Genomic DNA, 13152 nt, shown 5'->3' with positions numbered 1-13152 from the left:
CCCCTCAGATCCAGAGTTTCTTGAGTGTCTTGCCGCCAATGGCAAGATTGATGATGCCGCGCGAGACCATGATCGCCGTGAACATCGACGTCAGGATGCCGATGGACAGCGTCACCGCGAAGCCCTTGACCGGGCCACTGCCGATGGAGAACAGGATCACCGCGACCAGCAGGGTGGTGATGTTGGCATCGACGATGGAGGTGAAGGCGCGCTCGAAGCCGGTATGCACGGCTTGATGCAGCGGCATCTTGGAGCGCATTTCCTCGCGGATACGCTCGAAGATCAGCACGTTGGCATCCACCGCCATGCCCAGCGTCAGCACGATACCGGCGATACCCGGCAGCGTCAGGGTGGCGCCCAGCATCGACATCGCGGCTATCAGGATCGCCAGGTTGGCGGTCAGGGCCACGTTGGCGACGACACCGAAGGCCTTGTAGCGCGCCAGCATGAACAGCACGACCAGCAGCAGGCCCAGCTCGACGGACAGGATGCCGCGCGAGATGTTCTCGGCACCGAGGCTCGGGCCGATGGTGCGTTCCTGCACGAAGTAGATCGGCGCGGCCAGTGAGCCGGAACGCAGCAGCAGCGACAGCTCCTTGGCTTCCGTCGGCGAGTCGAGGCCAGTGATGCGGAAGCTGTTGCCCAGTGCACTCTGGATGGTCGCCAGGCTGATCAGCCCCTTCTCGGTGTACGGGATGCGCTTCTCGACCTTCTCGCCGTCTTCCATCACGGTGCGCGTGCGGGTCTTGTGCTCGATGAACAGCACCGCCATGTTGCGGCCGATCGCGGCACGCGTGACGCGGTTCATGATCGAGCCACCGGTTCCGTCCAGGTTGATGTTGACCTGCGGACGGCCGCTTTCATCGAAGCTGGTGCTGGCACTGGAGACGCTGTCACCGCTGATGATCACGTCCTTCATGATGTTGGCGGTGCGGCTCGGCTGGTTGCGGAACGCGAAGCTCTCCATCTCGCTGGCCGGCGTGTCGCTGGCCGCTTCCAGACGGAATTCGAGGTTGGCGGTGGCACCCAGCACGCGCTTGGCGGCGGCCGTGTCCTGCACGCCCGGCAGCTCGACCACGATGCGGTTCGGGCCCTGGCGCTGAACCAGCGGCTCGGACACGCCCAGCTCGTTGACGCGATTGCGGATCGTGGTCAGGTTCTGATTGACCGCGTAATCCTGAATCTCCTTGACGGCGGCGGCGGTCAGGGTGAGGTCCAGTACGGCCCCACGCTCGACATCGCGCTCGTCGTATTCGAAGTTCTGGAAGTCGCGCGAGATCAGTGAGCGCGCCTTCGAACGGTCCTCCTCATCGGAGAACGTCAGGCTCAGGGTGCCGTCGTCGACTTCGCTGCCGCGGTAGCGGATACGCTCCTCGCGCAGGGTTTCCTTGATGGCGCTGGCGTTGACTTCCAGGCGCTGCTTGACCGCGGCGTCCATGTCGACTTCCAGCTGGAAGTGGACACCGCCACGCAGGTCAAGGCCCAGCTTCATCGGTGAGGCACCGAGGCTGGCCAGCCACGACGGCGTGGCGTCGGCCAGGTTCAGCGCGACGATGGCGTCATCGCCGAGCGTCTCGCTGATCAGTTCCTTGGCGCGCAGCTGCTGGTCGTTGCTGGTAAGGCGAATCAGGCCGGTGGAACCGTTGAGTTCCCCGGATTTGGGCGTGATGCCGGCGTTTTCGAGGGCACTGGTGGCGCGATCGAGGTCTTGCTGGTCGATGGCCTCGGCGCCGCTGGCGGCACTGATCTGCACAGCCGGGTCTTCGGGGTAGAGATTCGGCAATGCGTAGATCACGCCGACGGCAAGTACCAGGCAGATCACCAGGTACTTCCAAAGCGGATAGCGGTTGAGCATGGCAGCCCTGTCCTTGGTGGAGCGGGAGAGAAAAGCATGCTGCCGGCACAGGGGCCGGCAGCAGGAGGGATCAGATGGACTTGATGGTGCCCTTCGGCAGGACTGCAGCCACGGCAGACTTCTGCACGTTGACTTCGTTGCCTTCGTTCAGCTCCATGGTGATGAACTGCTCGCTGACCTTGGTGATGCGGCCAACCAGGCCACCACCGATGACGACTTCGTCACCCTTGGCCAGATTGCCGATCAGGTTCTTGTGTTCCTTGGCGCGCTTGGACTGCGGACGCCAGAGCAGGAAATAGAAAATGACCACGAAGCCGACCAGCATGACGATCTGGCCGATGGCGCCGCCGCCGGCGACAGCCGCTTCGGCTTCCGCGTGTGCGGCAGGAATCAGGAATTCCAGCATGTGTATCTCCAGAGGTTACGAGTGAACTGTTGTTATGCAATGAGCGTGATTCAGGCTCTTCTTCACGTCTGGCTCGAGTCGAATATCAAGACGACCGGAGGATTTGGCCCCCGGTCGTCATTCGCCTCGATCAGTCGGCCAGCGGCGGCACCGGCAGGCCGCGCGCGGCATAGAACTGTTCCACGAAGTCCTGCAATGTACCCGCTTCAATTGCACCGCGCAAACCAGCCATCACGGTCTGGTAGTAGCGCAGATTGTGGATGGTGTTGAGCATCGAGCCGAGCATTTCTCCACAGCGATCAAGGTGATGCAGATAGCCGCGCGAGAAATTGGTGCAGGTGTAGCAATCGCAGTCCGGGTCCAGCGGTGAGGTGTCACGCTTGTGGACGGCGTTGCGGATCTTGACGGTGCCCGTCGGCGTGAACAGGTGGCCGTTGCGCGCGTTGCGGGTCGGCATCACGCAATCGAACATGTCGACGCCGCGCCGCACGCCCTCGACGAGGTCTTCCGGCTTGCCGACGCCCATCAGATAGCGCGGCTTGTCTTCCGGCATCCACTCGGGGAGGTAGTCGAGAACCTTGATCATCTCGTCCTTGGGCTCGCCCACGGACAGGCCGCCGATGGCGTAGCCGTCGAAATCGATCTTCTTGAGGCCCTCGAGGGACTTCTCGCGCAGGTCCGGATACATGCCGCCCTGGATGATGCCGAACAGCGCCGACGGCGAGTCGCCATGCGCGTCGTAGGAGCGCTGCGCCCAGCGCAGGGACATCTCCATCGACTTGCGGGCTTCATCATGGGTGGCCGGATACGGCGTGCACTCATCGAAGATCATCACGATATCGGAGCCCAGCGAGCGCTGCACCGCCATCGATTCTTCCGGGCCCATGAAGACCTTGGAGCCATCAACCGGTGAGCGGAAGTGAACGCCCTGTTCGGTGATCTTGCGCGTCTTGCCCAGCGAGAAGACCTGGAAGCCGCCGGAATCGGTCAGGATCGGCTTGTCCCACTGCGCGAAGTCATGCAGATCGCCATGCGCTTCGATGACCTCCGTACCCGGGCGCAGCCACAGGTGGAAGGTGTTGCCGAGGATGATCTCGGCGCCGATTTCCTTGATGGACTCCGGCGTCATGCCCTTGACGGTGCCGTAGGTGCCCACCGGCATGAAGGCCGGGGTTTCCACGGTGCCGCGCGGGAAGGTCATGCGGCCACGACGTGCACGGCCATCGGTCGCGAGCTTTTCAAAGCTCATGAAGCATTCTTTACGCATGGTGCTCTCTTTGCTTGGCGGCGAAACAGGCCGCAGCTGGTGTGTCGATGCCACTATGCCGCAGCATAGCGCGGGGCGCGTTAACTGCGCATGACACGGCCCTCGGCGAATGCCGGGGCCATGTCAGAAGAGGGGGTTCAGGCGCGTTCCAGCAGCATGGCATCGCCATAGCTGAAGAACTGGTAGCGCTCTTCCACCGCTGCCTGATAGGCCGCCATGGTGTGCTCGTAGCCGGCGAAGGCCGAGACCAGCATCAGCAGGGTCGATTCCGGCAGATGGAAGTTGGTGATCAGCAGATCCACCACCTGCCATTCGTAGCCCGGGTAGATGAAGATGTCGGTGTCGCCGGAGTAGGGGGCCAGCTCACCAGCGTGGGCCTTGGCGGCGCTCTCGAGACAGCGCACGCTGGTGGTGCCGACGGCGACTACGCGGCGGCCGGCGGCGCGGGCACGGGCGATCTTGTCGCAGGCTTCCTGACCGACCTCGATCCACTCGCTGTGCATGTGGTGCTCGAGAATGCTGTCGACGCGCACCGGCTGGAAGGTGCCGGCGCCGACATGCAGGGTGACGAAGGCGGTCTCGATGCCTTTCTCGGCCATGGCGGCCATGATCGGCTCATCGAAGTGCAGGCCCGCCGTCGGGGCGGCTACGGCGCCATCGCGCTTGGCATAGACCGTCTGATAGCGCTCGCGATCCGACAGCTCGTCATCCCGAGTGATATAAGGCGGCAGCGGCATGTGACCGTGCTGGTTGAGCAGCTCGATCATCGGTGTCTCGCCGTGGAAGCGCAGCTCGAACAGCGCCTCCTGGCGGCCTTCGACCACGGCCGTGATGCCGCCTTCGAAGATCAGTTCGGTGCCCGGCTTGGGCGACTTGCTGGAGCGGATGTGCGCCAGGCCACGATGGGCGTCCAGCGGGCGCTCCAGCAGCATCTCGATCTTGCCGCCGGAGGCTTTCTGACCATGCAGGCGCGCGGGGATCACGCGGGTGTCGTTGAACACCACGACATCGCCGGGTTCCAGCTGCTCGAGCAGATCCGGGAAGCGACGGTGCACGATCTCGCCGCTCTTGCCATCCAGATGCAGCAGCCGACAATCGCTGCGTTGCTCTGACGGGTAGCGGGCAATCAGCTCATCCGGCAGGCTGAAATCGTAATCGCTGCGCTGCATCGGGCGCGCGTCGTTAGGTGTGGCAACGCCCGAGGCATCACCGGAATCGATACGTGACATGGCCAACCTGACACTCTGATAGCACGAGGCGCGTGGTGCGCTCCGTGGCATGCGTACATGCACAATGGGGAGATGCCGCCCTGAGACACTGGCGCTCTCGTCGCGAGCGCATGGCTCCCTTTCTGCGGGTGGGGCAGTCAGGTGCGACACTCTTGAGGCCTTGGCTGTCTGGGCAGACGAAAAAGGTCGCTCATGATACCCAATGCCATCGTCCACGCGAAGACCCGTTTGCGGGCGACACGCCTCAGCCCACTGCGGCGTGGGGTGTGAGGAAGCGCTCCATGTGTCTGATCTGACGCCAAAACTCGTTGACCTTGGCGCAATGTCCCGTATAATTTCGCTCCGTTGCCGGTGTGGCGGAATTGGTAGACGCAGCGGATTCAAAATCCGCCGCTTAATAGGCGTGTCGGTTCGAGTCCGACCACCGGCACCAGAATTGAAAAAGTCGCTTTCGAGCGGCTTTTTGCGTTTCTGGCTCCCGCCGATTCATCTCCCTTGTGGTTCTTCGCTCGCGCTCAGTCCCTGCCCCGAATACCAGTCCTTGCTTATCTCTTCACGCTTCGCCTGTCATGGCGCTGGCGATGGCAGCTGCTTGTCTTTGCTCTGTAAGTGACGGCAGGGGCCCAGACACAGGAAAGCCCCGAGCGAATGTCGGGGCTTTCCTGTGTCTCGTGCATCCAGACGGCGGCTCACGCCTGATGTGGAACGCTCTTTACGCGTCGATAGAGGCTGTTGCTGGCGAGGGAGGGGTCGAGGAGTGCGATGCGGGTGTTCTGGATCGCGAGTTCCTGGCGCAGGGTAAACCACATGCCGACGTATTCATGGCAATCCTGGCAGTGCACCAGGTGGTCGGCCGATGGAGTGTGGTACTGATATTCCATCTTCAGGCCGGAGCATGCCGGACAACACAGTGCGGCTTGAGCTTTCCCTTCCATGTCTCCTCTCCTTCTCAGCAATTGACTGAATCTGGTGAGGTGCAGCGTAGTGGTCTCTTTCCTTGAGTTCGCAAACCTGCCAGTCATCAAGGCCCATGAATCAATCGCTCAGACTCATGGATCTTGCTGGCCGGGGAGTGAAGCTTCCCATGCTTGCGCGTCATCCTCTGACAGGGCCTGTCCCTGGCTGCACTTCCTGTGCACTTGGCCCGTCACTACGCTGAACCTGCCGCTCTTCCTGAGCAGCGATCGGGCGTTACTGACCCGCAAGAATCTTGTACACCTTTCAGAAACTGACTGAATTCGGTGTCATTCAGCGTAGTGCTCTCTTTCCCTGAGCTCGCAGGCTTGCCAGTCATGAAGATTCGTAAACCTACCCGCTCAGGCTTACGAATCTTCCTGGCTAAGGAGCGAAGTCCCCAAGCCTGCGCGTCATCCTTTGACAGGGCCTGTCCCTGGCTGCACTTCCTGTGCACTTGGCCTGTCACTACGCTGAACCTGCCGCTCTTCCTGAGCAGCGGTAGAGACGTTACTGGTTATCATAAACTTGTACAACGTCTAATTTGTTGCACAAGTTTTCAAATGTGTAAATTTCTGTACTTTATTATGTTCTCATATAAATCCATGCACGACGGCCGCCTTCGAGGGCGGACGGTCCAGCCCGTGTGACACCTATCGTGAGGGGCATGTTCAGGTCGTCCATATGGCCTGCTGCCGCATCAGCACGGCGCTTGATACACTCGACTGCGTCTGCCTGAAGACTTGGTGGGAGTCGTATGTGTCCGATGCTCTCATCCCTTGAGCAGCGCCGGATGGGTAGGGCGGGCCCCATCGCGAGCGCCGGGCTACTGTCAGGTGATCCCCCAGGTGTATGTCCAAGGCCGGCGCAGTGTCGCTTTCACCAATTGACTGGAACATGGAATGACCTTCATGCATTGGATGCCGCTGAATCTGTGGTTGTCACTGGTTGCGCTATGCGCGATGGGGGCGATGTCGCCCGGACCGAGTCTGGCGATGGTGTTGCGCCATACCCTGGGCGGCGGCAGGAGTGCGGGGGTCGCCGCCGGTATCAGTCATGCGCTGGGAGTCGGGTTGTACGCCGCGCTGACTGCCTGGGGGCTCGGCGCCTTGATCGTTCATTATCCGGGGGTCTTCCAGGCGATCATGCTACTGGGCGCAGTCTATCTGGCCTGGTTGGGGTTCAAGGCGCTGCGGGCAGGCCGCGGTGGAGCGCTGGAGGCGCAGGCCGTCACGACGTCTCGCTCCATGGCGATACGCGATGGTTTCATGGTGGCGCTGGCCAACCCCAAGTTGATCCTGTTCTTCGTGGCGCTGCTCAGTCAGTTGATCACGCCGGAGATGAGCGAGATGGGCAAGTGGCTGGTCGTCGTGACGGCCATGGGCATCGACGGGCTCTGGTATGTGCTGGTGGCACTGGTGCTGTCGCACTCGCGGGTGCTGCCCTGGTTGCAGGCGCGTGCGATGTGGATCAATCGTCTGACGGGCGTGGTGTTGCTGGGGCTGGCGTTGCGGGTGGTCTGGGGGCTTTGAGACAGCCTGTCAGCCCGGTGAGGATCTGGCGCTTCTTGAGAAAACGGCCCTGGCACCTTGTGTTAGGGCCGTTTTGCATGCGCGTTTCGCGGGTTGAGGCGTTTGTCGATAGAGGTGTTTGTCGATAGAGGCGTATGTACCGTTGGCGTTACTCACTGAGCGACATCATCTCGGCGTAGTCCTTGATCGAGACCTCAAGGCTCGTGTCAGGTCTCGCCAGGAAATGCAGCGTCAGCGGCAGCCTGTCGCCTGCAGTGAGTGACTGCGTCAGCCCGATCAGCATCAGATGGGGGCCGCCGCCGGGAGCCATCGTCAGTGGCGCGTCAGAGGAAATCGCCAGTTGCTCGATTCTATGCATCTGCATGCGCTCTTGCGTGACTTGCATGCTGTGCAATTCGACCGTGGCGGCCATCGGCGTGCTGGCGCCTGTCAGCACGGCATCGCCCTTTACGATCGAGAGTGTCAGGTAGGCGGCCCCGGTCGTGGCACCCGGTGGCGTCGGCAGCGCAAAGGCTCGCTCGACATGGGGGACGGCGGATGGGGGCTCCTGCGCAGTGGCGTGAACCGTGACAAGGGAGAGCAGGGCTAGCGTCGCCAGCCATCTGCTGGCGATGGTGCGAAGGGCGGTCAGGCCAGCCGATATCTGTCCGGCGCGTCGCGGCGCGCCATGTCCCTGGCGAGGTTGCCTCATGCTGTGCGCATCTCCTGTCTGGGTGTGTAAAGAGAATGACCATGGGAGCGGTCCATGATGCCAGTGTGGTGTTTTCTGACGTCGATGGCCTCTAGTGTAGAGGCTAGTGCAGAGGCTATTGCAGAGAGTTCTGTTTTAGGTGGTTTGCACGAATGCGAGCGTCACCTGTTGCCCGGGGGTGAAGGCAGGTGTCCGGGCCGCAGTTGAAGGCAGCTTCGTCGCATTCTGCTACCGTGGGACGCATTGGTCGATGCCATCCGGCGGTGTTGGTCGTCGCGGATGGCTATCGAAATGATTCAAGGACAGGCAAGGAACAGGGAACGGTGATCCAGGACGAAATCATTCAGCTGGTCGATGCGCAGAATCGCCCTTGTGGCACGGCACCGCGTCGCTTGATGCGACGCTACCGCTATTGGCACCGTGCGACCTATGCCTTCGTGCTCAATGGCCGCGGTGAGCTGTGTATCCAGAAGCGTACCCTGAGCAAGGAAGTGTTCCCCGGCTATTTCGATCTCGCCAGTGGGGGGGTTGTCGGGGCCGGTGAGGCCGTGCAGGTGGCTGCCCGTCGCGAGCTGGAGGAAGAGATTGGCGTGCGCGGCGCGCCGCTCAAGCATTGTTTCGATTTCTGCTACACCGACGCGACCAACCATGTCTTCGGCAGTGCATATCTGGTGCATTACGATGGCCCGCTGACGCTTCAGGCTGAAGAAGTGGCGGACGCCTTCTGGGTCACGCCTGCCGATGCGCTTGCGTTGCATCCTTCAACGCCTGATAGCCGTATGGCCCTTGAGCGCCTGATTCGTGAAGGCTTTCTGAGTGAGAGCCTGAGCCGATGATCTTCGCTTTTCCTTGTCGAGCCTGGGCAGCAACGCCGCTGGCCCTGCGCCATCTGGCGTGTGCTGCCCATCGTGATGGCCGCATCTCCTCCTCCCCACTTTGTTCTGGAGTCTTTGCATGAATGCCAAGGTATCGCCACAGCAGCTGGAAGAGGTGGAAGCCGCATTGTCGACGGTGCTGGCGGGCAAGCCGCGCCAGATCCGTCTGGCGCTCTGTTGTCTGCTGTGCCGTGGTCATGTCCTGATCGAGGACTTGCCCGGGCTGGGCAAGACGACCCTCGCCCAGGGACTGGCGCGTCTGATCGGAGCCGACATGCAGCGGGTGCAGTTCACCAGCGATCTATTGCCCGCTGACATTCTCGGCGTGTCGGTATTCGACCCGCGTGAGGGCAACTTCCGCTTTCACCCCGGCCCGGTGTTCCATTCGCTGGTGCTGGCGGACGAGATCAACCGTGCCACGCCCAAGACGCAGAGCGCGTTGCTGGAGGCGATGGAAGAGCGTCAGGTCACGGTGGAGGGCGAGACCCGTCGCCTACCAGAACCGTTCTTCGTGATCGCGACCCAGAATCCGCTCCAGCAATCCGGCACCTTCCCGCTGCCGGAGTCCCAGCTGGACCGTTTCCTGATGCGGCTGTCATTGGGCTATCCGGAACCCGCAGCCGAGCGCGAGGTTCTCAAGGGCAATGCCGGGCGACAGTATATCGAGGCGTTGCGACCCTTGTTGCCCGTCTCGGTGCTCAAGGAGTGGCAGGCCGCCGTGGACCGTGTGCGTCTGTCTGATCCGTTGCTGGATTATCTGCAGGCGCTGGTGGCGGCGACGCGTAGCTCGCCGGAAGTGGCCTATGGTCTCTCGACGCGTGGGGTGCTGGCGCTGGCCAGTGCTGCGCGTGGCTGGGCACTGCTGGCAGGACGCGACTATGTGCTGCCGGAGGATGTGCAAGCGGTCTGGGCGCCCGTCGTGGGGCACCGCCTCAGCGAAGGCAGTGTTGCCGAAGGTGAGGCCGTGGCGCGCCATCTGCTCGGGCAGGTGGCGGTGGTGCCTGCATGACCCAGGTGGCGAAGCCCGGCGCATGGACGCGCGTGAAAGCCCGCATGCTGCGCAAGATGTCGATTGGCGGAGGCGAGGCGCTTCATCATGCGCGCTTGATGATCTTGCCGACGCCCTTCGGGCTGTTCTGGGCGGTGCTGGTGATCCTGCTGCTGCTGTTGGGGATCAATTACGAGAACTCGCTGGCGCATGGTCTGTCCTTCTGGCTGTTCGCCGTGGCAGTGGTCAGCATCTTTCGCAGCTGGCGCAATCTGGCGGGCGTGCGAGTGCAGCTGATCGCCGATGGCGAGGCGTTTGCGGGCAATGCGTTGCGTGTCATGGTGCGCCTCACCGGTCGGGCTCGCTCACATGCCATTGATGTGCGACTGGGAGAGGCGCGCCAGCGACTCGAGATCCATGACGGTGAGGGCAGTGCGCCGCTGGAGCTGGCGGCCTTTCAGCGTGGCCAGTTCTCATTGCCGACGCTGACGCTGGAGTCGCGCTGGCCACTGGGGTTGGTGCGCCTGTGGGCCTGGGTCGCGATCGACACGCCGGTCCTCGTCTATCCACAGCCAGAGCTTCCCTCCACCCCGCAGGGCAGTCGTCGTACGCTCGAGCAGATAGAGCAGGGCGATTTCGCCGGTCTGCGCCGCTATGTACCGGGTGATGCGCCAGCGCATATCGCCTGGAAGCACTGGGGGCGCAGCGGCGAGCTGGTCACCAAGCGCTTCGAGACGCCTGCGCGTCCCTCGCTGTGGCTGGATTACGAGGCCTGTCGTGGCGACATGGAGCAGCGGCTCTCGGAGCTGACGGCGCGGGTGCTGGCGGCGGAAGGCGCCCAGGCGACCTATGGTCTGCGGCTGCCGGGCCAGACATTGGCCATCGCCAGTGGCGGGGCGCATCGCCGTCGAGTGCTTGAGGCGCTGACGCTGTTCGGCGGCGAGCACAGGTTGCCATGGTCCGCCCAGCTGGTGGCCAGTGAGGCCGCCGAGCGAGCCGGCGCGAGTCGTCCCTTGAGTCAGGAGGGCAGCGCATGAGCCTGTCGACAGCCAAGGCTTCCCCGGGACGTGCCTCCCTGGGCCGCTCCACAAGGGACGATCACTCCAGTGGCGCGTCTTCTCCCTCCTCCGGTGCCAGACGACGCTGGTGGCAGCGCAAACCGCTGACGCCTGACCAGGCGCTGGGCTGGCTGGAGCTGCGCCATCTGTTCATCGGCCAGTGTCTGGTGCTGGCGTTGCATGTGCTGTGGATGCCGGTGTGGCTTGCCCTGCCGGCCTTGCTGGCGGCGTTGTGGCGCTTTCAGCAGCTCCGGGCGCGAGTTCCGCGCGCTGGCATCCTGTTGCGACTGGCGGCGGTGGCAATGGTCGCGGCGGGCCTGTTTCTCGAATATGGCCAGATGCTGCGCCTGGAGGCGATGATCGGCCTGCTGGTCGGCATCTATCTGCTCAAGCTGCTGGAGACGGACAGCCTGCGCGATGGTCGCGTGGTCTGCGGGCTGGGTTTCGTGGTGCTGGCGGCGGCCTTCCTGCATGACCAGGGGCCCTTGATGGCGGCGGCTTCGGTCATGGCCGCGGCGTGGCTGGTCGGCGGGCTGGTGTTGATCGCCGGTGCACGCGAACGTCGTGAGGCCATGCGGGAGACGGCCTGGCTGATGGGGCTGTCCCTGCCGCTGATGCTGGGCTTGTTCGTGCTCTTTCCCCGCTTGCCGCCGCTGTGGAACGTGCCGCAGCTCAACGAGGCCACCACGGGGCTTACTGACAGTGTCTCTCCCGGCGATATCGCCGCCCTGGGTCGCAGTGATGCCCTGGCGTTTCGGGCACGTTTCGACAACGGACTGCCTGCGGCCTCCCAGCGCTACTGGCGTGTGTATACCCTGAGTCTGTTTGATGGCGTGCGCTGGTCGCGCGCCACGCCGGAGCGTCTTCAGGAGGCACTGGGTGGGCCGCCTGAACGCTACGTTCAGCGCGGGACGCGCATGGAGGGGGAAGTCGCGCGTCACCGCTATGAGCTGCTGCTGGAGCCGGACCCGCGCCCCTGGCGGCCGAGTCTCGGCGCGCCACTGACGACCAGCCGTGAGGCCCGCTACCTGATTGACGGCACCCTTGAGGGGCTGGCGTCACTCAATACCCGCGAGCTGTTGGAGATGTCTTCCTCCGGCGCGCCACCGACAACGGCCCCGCAATGGATGCAGCGCCTTGATCAGCTGTTGCCCGATGATGGCAACCCGCGTGCCCGCGAGTTCGCTCGCGATCTGATGCGGGAGTCGGGGGGAGATCCGCAGGTCTTCCTGCAACGCCTTTTCCAGTATTTCAATCGCCAGCCTTTCCACTACACCCTGACGCCACCGCGCCTCGAGGGGCTCAGCCGTGTCGATGATTTCCTGTTCGACAGCTTGCGGGGCTATTGCACCCATTACGCCTCTACCAGCGTTTTTCTGGCACGTGCTGCCGGACTGCCGGCGCGTATGGTCGCGGGTTATCTGGGCGGCGAGGCACAAGGCGATGGCATCGGTGGGCCGCAGGAATTGAGCATCCGTCAGTATGACGCCCACGCCTGGGTCGAGGTGTTCCATGCCGGTCGCTGGCATCGATTTGATCCCACCGCGGCGGTGGCTCCCGAGCGAATCTCGCAGGGGGCGCTGAGCCTGCAGGGGCAGCCGGGCTTCATGGCCGATGCTGGCTTGCGCGCCTTCACGCTGAATAATTCATTGCTCAGTGATCTGAGACGGCAGTGGGAGCGTTTCGAATACCGCTGGCAACGCAGCGTGGTGGGGTTCCGTCTCGACGAGCAGCGAAATCTCTGGAAGCGACTGTTTGGTGACTTCCGCTGGGAGTGGCTTGTCTGGGGTGTGCTCGGGCTGCTGGCCAGTGTGGTGCTGGCAGGCGTGGCACTGGTGTTGTGGTCGGGCCGTGAGGTGTCAGCGCACGCAGGTGTGCGAGCCTACCGCAGGTTGGTGAAGCGGCTGGAGCGTACGGGCCATGGCCCCCACGTGGGCGAGGCTCCCGGCAGCCACTTGCGCCGTATTGCCCAACAGCAGCCGCAGAATGTAAGAGTATTGTTACATTTGGCAGATTTGATTGAACAATGGCTATACAACGATGCTACGGTATTAGCGAGTTCTCATGGTGAAGCATCATCCTTGCGTAGTGTTCGGCGCCAGTGGTCTGTGCAGTCTCGCAAGATTCGCTAAATCACAATGATGACTTTTATGAGCGTTACTTATTGATTTAAAGAGGTTTTTTCGCATTAGATATCTCATCCTTGCAGCGCGATAGCGCTACTGAAAATTGCTAGGTTGCGGTAAGTGTTGTTGTGTATCAAAATGTAACCATCCGTTCTTGTCTATCATGCCATC

At 62.7% G+C, this 13152-nt stretch carries 11 protein-coding genes and 1 tRNA gene; 6 read left to right on the top strand and 6 right to left on the bottom strand.

Annotated elements, in window-relative coordinates; translation table 11 throughout:
* Window positions 1-4: 4 nt before the first annotated feature.
* From secD to queA, 4 genes are all read right to left on the bottom strand, one after another.
* Window positions 5-1855 carry a protein translocase subunit SecD gene (secD, locus tag HA399_RS14415; RefSeq protein WP_054556870.1) on the bottom strand — a complete coding sequence of 617 codons (1851 nt, stop codon included), beginning with the start codon at window positions 1853-1855 and terminating at the stop codon, window positions 5-7.
* 70 nt (window positions 1856-1925) lie between these two features.
* Window positions 1926-2261: a preprotein translocase subunit YajC gene (gene yajC, locus HA399_RS14410; RefSeq protein WP_043333819.1), complete on the bottom strand. Its 336-nt coding sequence runs from the start codon at window positions 2259-2261 to the stop codon at window positions 1926-1928.
* A 130-nt stretch (window positions 2262-2391) separates the two neighbouring features.
* Window positions 2392-3528, bottom strand: a complete 1137-nt coding sequence (tgt, locus tag HA399_RS14405; protein ID WP_215823441.1) for a tRNA guanosine(34) transglycosylase Tgt — start codon at window positions 3526-3528, stop codon at window positions 2392-2394.
* Between the two features lie 137 nt (window positions 3529-3665).
* A complete protein-coding gene (gene queA / locus HA399_RS14400; RefSeq protein WP_107336757.1) occupies window positions 3666-4697 on the bottom strand; it encodes a tRNA preQ1(34) S-adenosylmethionine ribosyltransferase-isomerase QueA in 1032 nt (343 codons plus the stop codon).
* 407 nt (window positions 4698-5104) lie between these two features.
* Between queA and HA399_RS14395 the strand changes: the two genes are divergently transcribed.
* Window positions 5105-5190: transfer RNA gene (locus HA399_RS14395), tRNA-Leu, on the top strand.
* 256 nt (window positions 5191-5446) lie between these two features.
* Here HA399_RS14395 and HA399_RS14390 read toward each other — a convergent pair.
* Window positions 5447-5692 carry a hypothetical protein gene (locus tag HA399_RS14390; RefSeq protein ID WP_248380780.1) on the bottom strand — a complete coding sequence of 82 codons (246 nt, stop codon included), beginning with the start codon at window positions 5690-5692 and terminating at the stop codon, window positions 5447-5449.
* Between the two features lie 939 nt (window positions 5693-6631).
* Between HA399_RS14390 and HA399_RS14385 the strand changes: the two genes are divergently transcribed.
* Complete coding sequence (locus tag HA399_RS14385) at window positions 6632-7243, top strand: LysE family translocator (protein WP_054556894.1); 612 nt, start codon at window positions 6632-6634, stop codon at window positions 7241-7243.
* Window positions 7244-7391: 148 nt separating this feature from the next.
* On the opposite strand, the gene HA399_RS14380 is transcribed toward HA399_RS14385, so the two are convergent.
* Window positions 7392-7934 (bottom strand): copper chaperone PCu(A)C, encoded by a 543-nt coding sequence (locus HA399_RS14380; protein WP_404325362.1) that lies wholly within the window; start codon window positions 7932-7934, stop codon window positions 7392-7394.
* A gap of 323 nt (window positions 7935-8257) precedes the next feature.
* Here HA399_RS14380 and HA399_RS14375 point away from each other — a divergent pair, with 323 nt between their 5' ends.
* The 4 genes from HA399_RS14375 to HA399_RS14360 all read left to right on the top strand — a co-directional run bounded on the left by HA399_RS14375 (window position 8258) and on the right by HA399_RS14360 (window position 12987).
* Window positions 8258-8770: an NUDIX hydrolase gene (locus HA399_RS14375; protein ID WP_225347259.1), complete on the top strand. Its 513-nt coding sequence runs from the start codon at window positions 8258-8260 to the stop codon at window positions 8768-8770.
* 118 nt (window positions 8771-8888) lie between these two features.
* Window positions 8889-9818 carry an AAA family ATPase gene (locus tag HA399_RS14370; RefSeq protein ID WP_404325361.1) on the top strand — a complete coding sequence of 310 codons (930 nt, stop codon included), beginning with the start codon at window positions 8889-8891 and terminating at the stop codon, window positions 9816-9818.
* A complete protein-coding gene (locus tag HA399_RS14365; protein WP_404325360.1) occupies window positions 9815-10834 on the top strand; it encodes a DUF58 domain-containing protein in 1020 nt (339 codons plus the stop codon). Before HA399_RS14370 ends, HA399_RS14365 begins: the two co-directional genes overlap by 4 nt.
* Window positions 10831-12987 carry a DUF3488 and DUF4129 domain-containing transglutaminase family protein gene (locus HA399_RS14360; protein WP_404325359.1) on the top strand — a complete coding sequence of 719 codons (2157 nt, stop codon included), beginning with the start codon at window positions 10831-10833 and terminating at the stop codon, window positions 12985-12987. Before HA399_RS14365 ends, HA399_RS14360 begins: the two co-directional genes overlap by 4 nt.
* The last annotated feature ends 165 nt before the right edge of the window (window positions 12988-13152 follow it).

The sequence above is a fragment of the Cobetia sp. UIB-001 genome, from assembly GCF_044789135.1.
In the GTDB taxonomy this organism is placed as follows: Bacteria; Pseudomonadota; Gammaproteobacteria; order Pseudomonadales; family Halomonadaceae; genus Cobetia; species Cobetia amphilecti.
Note: the sequence above shows the minus strand (reverse complement) of the source record. Positions and strands in the feature narration are given on the sequence as shown.

What these genes read in the sequence shown, in the direction of transcription:
- secD (WP_054556870.1), bottom strand. Translation starts at nt 1,855, where the DNA reads ATGCTCAACCGCTATCCGCTTTGGAAGTACCTGGTGATCTGCCTGGTA.
- yajC (WP_043333819.1), bottom strand. Translation starts at nt 2,261, where the DNA reads ATGCTGGAATTCCTGATTCCTGCCGCACACGCGGAAGCCGAAGCGGCT.
- tgt (WP_215823441.1), bottom strand. Translation starts at nt 3,528, where the DNA reads ATGCGTAAAGAATGCTTCATGAGCTTTGAAAAGCTCGCGACCGATGGC.
- queA (WP_107336757.1), bottom strand. Translation starts at nt 4,697, where the DNA reads ATGCAGCGCAGCGATTACGATTTCAGCCTGCCGGATGAGCTGATTGCC.
- HA399_RS14390 (WP_248380780.1), bottom strand. Translation starts at nt 5,692, where the DNA reads ATGGAAGGGAAAGCTCAAGCCGCACTGTGTTGTCCGGCATGCTCCGGC.
- HA399_RS14385 (WP_054556894.1), top strand. Translation starts at nt 6,632, where the DNA reads ATGCCGCTGAATCTGTGGTTGTCACTGGTTGCGCTATGCGCGATGGGG.
- HA399_RS14380 (WP_404325362.1), bottom strand. Translation starts at nt 7,934, where the DNA reads ATGAGGCAACCTCGCCAGGGACATGGCGCGCCGCGACGCGCCGGACAG.
- HA399_RS14370 (WP_404325361.1), top strand. Translation starts at nt 8,889, where the DNA reads ATGAATGCCAAGGTATCGCCACAGCAGCTGGAAGAGGTGGAAGCCGCA.
- HA399_RS14365 (WP_404325360.1), top strand. Translation starts at nt 9,815, where the DNA reads ATGACCCAGGTGGCGAAGCCCGGCGCATGGACGCGCGTGAAAGCCCGC.
- HA399_RS14360 (WP_404325359.1), top strand. Translation starts at nt 10,831, where the DNA reads ATGAGCCTGTCGACAGCCAAGGCTTCCCCGGGACGTGCCTCCCTGGGC.